This window comes from Glaesserella parasuis, from assembly GCF_017352235.1.
Lineage (GTDB): Bacteria > Pseudomonadota > Gammaproteobacteria > Enterobacterales > Pasteurellaceae > Glaesserella > Glaesserella parasuis.
The window spans coordinates 1,891,970-1,902,500 of record NZ_CP071487.1; the positions used below are offsets into that span (position 1 = coordinate 1,891,970).

A 10,531-nucleotide genomic window follows, 5' to 3' on the forward strand; every position below is an offset into this window, starting at 1 on the left:
TGGATATATTGATATCGTCAGGAGAATGAATATGAAAGCAAGTGAATTAAAAATTACTGATTTTTTAACCAGCACAAAAGTACAGTTTACTATCCCTGTATATCAACGTAATTATGATTGGAAAGTTGAACAATGCCAGCAACTTCTAAATGATATTTTGAGTATAGGGCAAGATTGTGATGTTTCTAATCATTTTATTGGAAGTATTGTTTATATTCACAATAATGGTGCTTACACAAGTTCACAAATTAAAGAGTGGATTATTATTGATGGGCAACAGAGATTAACGACCATTATGTTAATTTATTTGGTGTTATATCATCTCACAAAATCTCAAGAAAAAAATGACTTAGCCGACGAAATTAATGAAACTATTCTGATTAATAAGTTTTCTTCTGCACCATATAAATTAAAACTTAAGCCAACAGATAATCATGTTTCAGCTATGGAATATATTTATAAAGGAAATTTTAGTGAAGGGTTGGGTTATTTTTCACGATTGGTGGAAAATTTTAAATATTTCAAATCTTGTATTACTCTAGAAAACTTAGATATAGTCAGACAAGGATTAGATAAATTAATGTTTGTAGAAGTTTCATTAGAGAGAGGAAAGGATAATCCACAACGTATTTTTGAGAGTTTAAATTCAACTGGCTTAGCATTAAGTGAGGCAGATTTAATTAGAAATTATATATTGATGGATTTAGAGAGTGATAAGCAAAATATATTCTTTCAATATTGGGATATAATTGAGAAATTTGCTAAAGATGATGCAAATAATGAAAGTAAAGTTTCTGACTTTATTCGTGATTATCTTACTAAAATAAATAAAAAGATTCCAAATAAAACTAGAATTTATGAGGCTTTTAAAGGTAAATATCCAAGGGTTCAGGAGAAGGATCTATTAGAATTAAAACAGTTTTCAAAGTATTATGGTATATTAGTAAATCCTGAAAGAGAGGAAGATGTGGATATTCGATTACACTTGCAATATATTAAATTATTGGAGGTTAAAACTGCGTATCCTTTTTTATTAAATGTTTATCACGATTACAGTTGTTTAAATAAAATTAATAAGGAGCAATTTATTCAAATTTTAGAATGGTTACAGTCTTTTATTGTTCGACGTCTAGTTGTTGGACTCCCGACAAATGCATTAAATAAAATTTTTATGGTGCTATATAACGAAAATGAGTTAGCAGTATCAGAAAATTATGTATCAACAATCGTTAAATCTTTGTCAAGACGTATAAATAATCAGCGTTTTCCGAATGATATTGAGGTGATTGAGGCATTAAAAAATTGTTCCATATATAATTGGGCTTCTAAAAATAGAACCTATTTGTTTGAAAGACTAGAAAACTTTAAGAATAAAGAGTTTATATCCATTATAAATAATAAAAAAATTAGCCTTGAACATATTTTCCCTCAAAATGCAGGTGATGATTGGTATGAGGATTTAGATTCGCAGCAATACGAATTTATGCAACAGAAATTACATACTTTAGCTAATTTGACTTTAACTGGATATAATTCTGAGCTATCTAATAAAAGTTTTATCAAAAAACGTGAATTATACAAGGATAGTCGATTATGGTTAAATAGCTCATTAAGATCTCTATCGAAATGGGGAAAAAATGAGTGGGAAGATCGATTTACTTTATTATCGGAACGTTTTCTTAATATTTGGAAACAACCTGAATATGAAGAGCAAGACTCAGAAATTAATTTAATGGATGTAAATGATTTAACCTATAGGAAATTGATTTCAGCACAATTCCAAGATATTCAGTTAGAGGTTAATAATGTTACAGAGCTTTATAGAGTTGTAATTGAACAATTATTCCAAGAGGAACCTACTAGATTTTTAGAAACCCAATTGGCTGAAAAGTTATGTATTGTTCCAGATGGAAAAAAAGACGAACTACGAGTAGCAGTAGCTTTACCTAATAACTATCAAATGGAAACTAATTATAGTAATAATGATAAGTTAGCTCGATTAAAACAGGTTTTAATTACCTTAAATTTGGAAAATGAATTATTTATTCGTTTAGATTCATTTAATAAGAATTAATTGTAAAGAAAAATGCTCTCTCTATGTATTAATATATTTTTTAGAAATATTTCGGGAGAGCAATTATCTTTATCAGACTATATAATACAATGTGTCTTGTAAATATTTAATACAATCTCACCGCTTGCTATACATCTAAATACTCCATCATACTCTCCGCCGCATCACGTCCTTCGGCGATGGCGGTAACCACAAGGTCTGAGCCACGAGTGATGTCGCCGCCAGCAAAGACTTTTGGATTGGCAGTTTGTTGTTTGAGTTCGCCAGTCGTTGCAATTCTGCCACGCTTGTCTGTGGTTACGCCGATTGACGATAGCCAAGGCATTTCGTGTGGGGCGAAGCCGAAGGCGATGATAACGGCATCACAAGCGATGATTTCTTCGCTGCCTTCAATGATTTCGGCTTGACGGCGACCGTTGGCATCGGGTTCGCCCAGTTGGGTTTTGACGATTTTAATCCCTGTTACCTTGCCTGATTGATCGGTTTCAACGGCTAATGGTTCGGCTTCAATTTCTACGGGTTGAGCGTTGAATTGGAATGCTACACCTTCTTCTTTGGCATTGCTGTATTCTTTACGGCTACCTGGCATATTGGCTGCGTCACGGCGATAAACGCAGGTCACTTCTGCTGCACCTTGACGCACCGATGTTCTTACGCAGTCCATTGCGGTATCGCCACCGCCTAAGACCACCACTTTTTTACCTGTCATTGAAACGTAATCAGGGGCCGCCAAACCGAGCAAATGTTGTGTGTTGCCGATGAGAAATGGCAGGGCGGAATAAACGCCTTGTGCCTGTTCGTTTGGAATGTTGGCTTTCATACCTTGATAGGTGCCAACGCCTAAGAAAACCGCATCATACTGAGCAACCAAATCATCAAGACTGATGTCTTTGCCGATTTCTATGCCCAGTTTAAATTCAATGCCCATCTCGCTAAAAATCTCACGGCGACGGCTCATCACATTTTTTTCTAACTTGAATGATGGAATACCAAAGGTGAGCAAGCCACCGATTTCTTGTTGGCGTTCATACACCACCACATCAACACCATTGCGGATTAACACGTCTGCACAACCTAATCCAGCAGGACCTGCTCCGACAATCGCCACTTTTTTATTGGCTTTGGGAACGTTTTTCACTGTTGGTTTCCAGCCCATTTCAAAGGCTTTTTCAGTGATGTATTTTTCGACATTGCCGATGGTTACCGCACCAAATTCGGCATTTAAGGTGCAAGAACCTTCACACAAGCGGTCTTGTGGGCAAACACGTCCGCAAACTTCGGGTAAGCTGTTGGTGCTGTGTGCCAGTTCTGCGGCATCAATGATACGTCCTTCTTGTGCCAAACGTAGCCAGTTGGGAATGTTGTTGTGCAACGGGCATTTATGTTGGCAATAGGGGTTGCCACACTCTAAACAGCGGTCGGCTTGCGACTCTGCCTGTGCTTGGCTAAACATTTGGTAAATTTCGATAAACTCGCTTTTACGGCTGTTTAATGGAATTTTTGACGGATCAACACGGGGTAAATCTATAAATTGGTAAACATTATCACGGCTCATTTTATTATCCTTTTGGTAATCACTTTTTATTATTATTCTCTAACTATTCCCCCCATCCGCCTTCGGCACCTTCCCCCGTAAACGGGGGAAGGGAATAATTAGAGAATGATATTTTTATTGCACAATCACACCCAACTCATCTAGGGTGCGGCGTTTGTGTCCGAGTAGGGCGTTGATGTCGTTTGCTTTGGGTTTCACCAAGACAAAGCGTGCGACATAATCGTCCCAGTTAGCAAGGATACGTTCGCCAATCGCACTGCGAGTAAGTTCAACGTGGCGAGAGATTAAGCCACGCAAATGCTCTTGGTGAGTTGGTAAATCGCAAATGCTTAGTCCTTCAACCAGTTCAGGGTTAATGCGGTTGGCAAATTTGCCGTCTGCATCGAACACATAGGCAAAACCGCCTGTCATGCCTGCACCAAAGTTAATCCCTGTTTTGCCGAGAATGGTAACCACACCGCCTGTCATGTATTCACAACCGTTGTCGCCAATGCCTTCAACTACGGCTAATGCACCTGAGTTACGCACCGCAAAGCGTTCACCTGCACGACCTGATGCAAAGAGTTCTCCCCCTGTTGCACCGTAAAGGCAAGTGTTACCTGCAATAGCGGCTTCTTCGGCTTTAAAGGCAACGCCATTGTGTGGTTTAATCACAATACGACCGCCTGCCATGCCTTTACCCACATAGTCGTTGGCATCACCAGTTAAGTTCAGGTTCACGCCGCCTGCTAACCACACGCCAAAACTTTGTCCTGCTGTGCCGTTTAGGTTGATGTTGAAGGTTTGCAATGGATTGCCACGATTGCCATAGCGTTGAGCCACCAAGCCTGAAAGGGTTGCTCCCACAGAGCGATCTAAATTGCTGATGTCGAAATCCAAATCCGCTGATAAACTGCTTTCAAACGCATTTTGGGCTTGTGCCACAATCGCTTTATTCAACAAACCTTGGTCAAAAGCAGGGTTGGCTTGGGTGCAGAAACGGCTACTGCCGTCTGGCACTTTTGGCGAATAGAGCAATTTAGCCAAGTCTAGACCTTGTTGTTTAGCGGTTTTGCCATTGATGATTTCTAATAAATCGGTGCAACCGATTAAGTCGGTTAATTTCTCTACGCCGAGTTCTGCCAAAATTTCACGCACATCTTGGGCGATGAATTTAAAGTAGTTCATCGCTTTTTCAGGTAAGCCGTGGTAATGCTGATTACGCAAAGTATCGTCTTGTGTTGCTACGCCTGTTGCACAGTTGTTTAGGTGGCAAATACGCAGGTAGCGACAGCCAAGTGCAACCATAGGTGCAGTACCAAAACCGAAACTTTCTGCCCCTAAAATCGCTGCTTTTACAATGTCTAAACCTGTTTTCAAACCACCATCGACTTGTAAACGAACCTTATGACGCAAATTGTTTTCCACCAAAGCCTGTTGGGCTTCTGCCAAACCCAGCTCCCATGGTGAACCGCAGTATTTCACGCTGGTTAATGGGCTTGCACCCGTACCGCCATCATAGCCTGCAATGGTGATTAAATCTGCGTAGGCTTTTGCCACGCCTGTGGCAATGGTGCCAACACCTGGTAAGGAAACGAGTTTGACTGAGATTAAGGCTTTCGGGTTGATTTGTTTTAAGTCGAAAATCAATTGTGCCAAGTCTTCAATCGAGTAAATGTCATGGTGTGGCGGTGGTGAAATCAAGGTTGAACCCGGTACCGCATAGCGAAGTTGAGCGATGTATGGGGTGACTTTATCCCCCGGTAATTGACCGCCTTCCCCTGGTTTTGCCCCTTGTGCCACTTTGATTTGGATCACTTCGGCACTCATTAAGTAAGCAGGGGTAACGCCAAAGCGACCCGATGCCACTTGTTTGATTTTCGACACTTTTTCTGTGCCATAACGTTTTGGATCTTCTCCGCCTTCACCTGAGTTGGAATAGCCACCCAAGCGGTTCATTGCCACGGCTAAGGCTTCGTGAGCTTCGGGGCTTAATGCACCGATAGACATTGCCGCACTGTCAAAGCGTTTGTATAAGTTTTCCGCGGGTTCAACACGGTGAAGCTCAATCGCTTTGCCTGCTTCGGTTTTTAAACGCAACATATCACGGATCGTGGTAATCGGACGGTTGTTTACCACATCACGGAAGGCTTTGTATTTTTCATAATCGCCTGTATTGACTGCCGTCTGCAAGGTGTTCACCACATCAGGGTTGTAAGCGTGGTATTCGCCTTGCGGTTTGTATTTGAGATAACCGCCCATTTCAATATCTTGGCTGTGTCGCCATGCACGTTTACGACAAGCGGTCTGTTGTTGCTCTAAATCTGCAAAACTCGCCCCTTCGATACGGCTGGTGATACCCGGGAAGCAAAGGTTGATAACTTCACTATTTAAACCAACCACTTCAAACAATCTAGCACAACGGTAGGACGACACACAAGAAATGCCCATTTTCGACATAATTTTGTATAAGCCTTTGTTAATTCCGTTGCGGAAGTTTGCCACTGCCACACGAAGCGGTTTGTTGATTGCCCCTTTTTGCACCATATCGGCAATGGTTTCATAGGCAAGATAGGGATAAACTGCTGTTGCCCCTAAACCGATTAACACCGCAAAATGATGTGGATTGCGTGCTTCTGCCGTTTCCACCAAAATGTTGGTATCACAACGCAAGTTGGCTTCCACCAAACAGGTTTGCAACGCCCCCACCGCTAAGGCACTTGGAATAGGTTGGCGTTCAGCCGTGATGTTGCGGTCGGACACAATCAACAACACGGTTTTTTCACGCACCGCTTGTTTTGCCTGCTCGCATAATTGCTCAATCGCCTGTTTTAAGGTCAATTCATCAGGATTAAAGGTTGCATCTAGTATCGTGTGTTTGTAGTGTTCCGCAGGCAAACGCAAAATCTGTTGCATATCGGAATAGACCAAAATCGGTGATTTGAAATTCACTCGATGCGACATGCCTTCTGCTTCAAAGAACACGCTCATTTCACGCCCGATACTGGTGGCAAGGCTCATCACATGGGCTTCACGCAATGGGTCAATCGGTGGGTTCGTTACTTGGGCGAAGTATTGACGGAAATAGTCAAACAGCACACGTGGGCGTTCGCTCAACACCGCAAAAGGCGTATCATCACCCATTGAACCGACCGCTTCCTGTCCGCTCTCACCAAGCACACGAATAACATTTTCCAGCTCTTCCTTATCATAAAGGAACTGCTTTTGATACACTTTCAGTTGTAACTCATCAAGTGTCGCTTCACCCACTTCGTTTTCAGGCAACTGCTCAAATGGAATTAAACGTTGAACGTGCTTGTTTAACCACTCACGGTAAGGGTGTCTGGCTCGCACTTCATTGTCAATTTCATCAGAATGCACCAAGCGACCATGTTTGGTGTCAATCACCAACAACTGCCCCGGCCCAACACGTCCTTTTTCCACCACTTCATCAGGGGCATAGTTCCAAATCCCTACTTCGGACGCAATGGTAATCAAACGGTCTTGCGTAATCACATAACGAGCAGGGCGTAAACCATTACGGTCAAGATTACAAGCGGCATAACGACCATCGGTTAAAACAATCCCAGCAGGGCCGTCCCAAGGCTCCATATGCATTGAGTTAAAATCATAGAAGGCACGCAAATCATCGTCCATATCAGGATTTTGTTGCCACGCAGGTGGTACCAGCAAACGCATGGCACGGAATAAATCCATACCACCGCTAACAAACAGCTCCAACATATTATCCAACGAGCTAGAATCCGACCCTGTTTCATTCACAAAAGGAGCTGCCGTCTGCAAATCAGGAATTAATGGCGTACGATACTTATACGCCCTAGCTCTTGCCCAAGCACGGTTGCCCGAAATCGTATTGATTTCACCATTATGGGCAAGATAACGGAAGGGTTGAGCCAACTTCCAACGCGGTTGAGTATTGGTTGAAAAACGTTGATGAAACAAACAAATTGCCGTCTGCATACGCAAATCCGCCAAATCCAAATAGAACTTTGGCAAATCTTTCGGCATACACAAGCCTTTATAGACAATCGTTTGATTAGAAAAACTACAAATATAGAAATCAGGGTGATTGATACGCTTCTCAATACGGCGGCGAGCCACAAACAAACGGCGTTGCAAATCCTGCACACGCCAACCGCTAGGTGCATTCACAAACACCTGCTTAATTGTTGGCATATCCGCAAGAGCAATTTCCCCTAATACAGAAGGATTAATCGGCACATCACGCCACGCAGGAATACCCAACGTTTCCTGGGTTAATTCTTCATTGATAATCTCAATATACTCTTTGACTAAGGCTTCATCACGTGGCAAAAAAATCTGTCCAACACCGAAAATTTTTGCCAAGGTAAAACCGCTTTCCGCCGCAACCGCACAAAAAAAGCTCTCAGGCATCTGCAAAGAAAGACCACAACCGTCCCCCGTTTTGCCGTCTGCCAAAATCGCCCCACGGTGCTGCATACGGGATAAACCTAAAATACCATTACGAACCACCTTGTGGCTCTGCACCCCATCTATATTGGCTATCAAGCCAAACCCACAATTCTCACGCTCAAATGAGCTGTTATAAAGTTTTGTCATTCAAATCACTTCCTAGTTATTTCTTTTTAAATCGGTAAGTGGTGTAAGCATATTAGAAAAATTAATGAAAGACAATAGATTTTTTGATTAAGCATGATGTGTAGATACCATAAGACACAACAAATTTTATTTCATAAATGTGTCTAAATTAAATGCTGTCTGTTTTTGCAAAACAGCCTGTGCAATAGTGACTAATTTACGCATTAAAGCCGTGATAATCACCATTTTAGGTTTGCCGCATTCAAGCAATCGCAGCACAAACGAGCGATATACGCTGTTTTTGTAGCTGCCAAAGGCAAAGTTCATTGCAGGGCAAAAGAGTGCCTTACGAATGTCGGATTGCCCGATTTTTGAAATACCAATAACGGTATTTAAACTTTTCCCCGAACTTTTAATCATCGGGGTTAAACCTGCAAAAGTGGCGGCTGCTTTCGCGTTTTTAAAACGATTTCCATCACCTAAATGGGCAATCAGTTGAACGGCGGTTGCAAAGCCAATAGCAGGAATAGTGCAAAGTAATTTTACATTGTTTTTCAATGTATTATCTGCATTAATGCACTGTTTAATTGTTTTTTCCAAAGCCTTAATTTGCGCTTTGATGAAGGCAATCATCTGCTGTGTTGAAGCAATGCAATCGCTGTCAAGCAACATTGTTAGCCGTGTTTTTTCTTGTGCCAACTGTTTTTTCAGGTGGTCAAGTTGGCGATTTTTACGCAACAATTCCCGTTGAGCAGGTGAAATTGGCTGATAAATCGGTAATTTATGACGCTTTTCATCGGCATAATCAGCAAGCATTTTTGCGTCGATTTTGTCGGTTTTAGAGCGTAAATTATCGGTTTTCGTGAAATTTGCACTGCATTTAGGGTTAATCACGCTAACGGTGATTTGCTGTTGGAACAGAAAATCTGCCAAAGCTTCGTGATAAATATTGGTGGCTTCCATCACGCAGTGAAAAGTTTCACCAAATGTATTGAGCCATTGCATAAGTGATTGAAATCCTTCTGGATTATTTTTAAACACTTTATGCTTATGTTTGCCATTTTGTAATTTAATGGCAACATCAAATTTAGCTTTGGCAATATCAATGCCAACGTAATATAATGGGTTATCCATTTGACCTCCAAACCTTGTGAATGCGGGCTACGGAAAACGTGCCTGAGATACCATTCGGGGTGATAGTGGATGAGAAAGTAGGCTTATATCTACACTACGTGCTTAATGGCACAAGGGGCGAAGCAACTCTACTTTCTCTATAACCCCATTATGAAGGTACTCGTAATGGGGTTTTCTTTTGCCCATATTCTAATACAAGGGGATTAATAAGATTTCTATGATTGATATATTCAGATGATGTTTGATAAGAATATAGTAAGGTATAGGCATTTATTGTTTTTGAAATAAACATTATGAGCTTATTTTGAACAAGCGGACATTTTTTCAAATTTTTTGCAAAAAAGTACTTGCGTTGGATTTGAATTTCTCTATAATGTGCGCCACACAACGACGCACTGTTGTGAAGTGTTTAAATTTGACAGTGCGTCGTTCTTTTTTGCTCTTTAACAACTTATCAGACAATCTGTGTGGGCACTTGTTGATTGACTTTGTTTAAAAATATTTTTTTAATTTTGAAGTCTTGATAAGTGCTTAACTTGAAATTCATATTAAGTGATTTTTATAGTCAGTACATATTGAGCGATTAAACTTTTTAAATTGAAGAGTTTGATCATGGCTCAGATTGAACGCTGGCGGCAGGCTTAACACATGCAAGTCGAACGGTAGCAGGGAGGAAGCTTGCTTTCTTTGCTGACGAGTGGCGGACGGGTGAGTAATGCTTGGGGATCTGGCTTATGGAGGGGGATAACGACGGGAAACTGTCGCTAATACCGCGTAATGTCTAAGGACTAGAGGGTGGGACTTTCGGGCCACCTGCCATAAGATGAGCCCAAGTGGGATTAGGTAGTTGGTGGGGTAAAGGCCTACCAAGCCGACGATCTCTAGCTGGTCTGAGAGGATGACCAGCCACACTGGAACTGAGACACGGTCCAGACTCCTACGGGAGGCAGCAGTGGGGAATATTGCACAATGGGGGGAACCCTGATGCAGCCATGCCGCGTGAATGAAGAAGGCCTTCGGGTTGTAAAGTTCTTTCGGTGATGAGGAAGGGTGATGTTTTAATAGAGCATTACATTGACGTTAGTCACAGAAGAAGCACCGGCTAACTCCGTGCCAGCAGCCGCGGTAATACGGAGGGTGCGAGCGTTAATCGGAATGACTGGGCGTAAAGGGCACGCAGGCGGTGACTTAAGTGAGATGTGAAAGCC

Annotated in this window: 4 protein-coding genes and 1 rRNA gene (1 of these 5 only partly in view); 2 read left to right on the plus strand and 3 right to left on the minus strand. The window is 41.6% G+C overall.

The window, feature by feature from the left end; translation table 11 throughout:
- The first annotated feature begins 31 nt into the window (after positions 1-31).
- Positions 32-2,074 carry a DUF262 domain-containing protein gene (locus J1G47_RS09620; protein ID WP_010787233.1) on the plus strand — a complete coding sequence of 681 codons (2,043 nt, stop codon included), beginning with the start codon at positions 32-34 and terminating at the stop codon, positions 2,072-2,074.
- A 127-nt stretch (positions 2,075-2,201) separates the two neighbouring features.
- On the opposite strand, the gene J1G47_RS09625 is transcribed toward J1G47_RS09620, so the two are convergent.
- From J1G47_RS09625 to J1G47_RS09635, 3 genes are all read right to left on the minus strand, one after another.
- Entirely contained in the window at positions 2,202-3,629 is a 1,428-nt protein-coding gene (locus J1G47_RS09625) for an FAD-dependent oxidoreductase (protein ID WP_010787234.1), read from the minus strand.
- A 114-nt stretch (positions 3,630-3,743) separates the two neighbouring features.
- Positions 3,744-8,210, minus strand: coding sequence for a glutamate synthase large subunit (gene gltB, locus J1G47_RS09630; RefSeq protein ID WP_112063084.1), 4,467 nt, complete (start codon positions 8,208-8,210; stop codon positions 3,744-3,746).
- A gap of 126 nt (positions 8,211-8,336) precedes the next feature.
- Positions 8,337-9,323, minus strand: a complete 987-nt coding sequence (locus tag J1G47_RS09635) for an IS110 family RNA-guided transposase (RefSeq protein ID WP_005714908.1) — start codon at positions 9,321-9,323, stop codon at positions 8,337-8,339.
- A 594-nt stretch (positions 9,324-9,917) separates the two neighbouring features.
- Here J1G47_RS09635 and J1G47_RS09640 point away from each other — a divergent pair.
- Positions 9,918-10,531: ribosomal RNA gene (locus J1G47_RS09640) — 16S ribosomal RNA — on the plus strand; it runs 929 nt beyond the window's last position.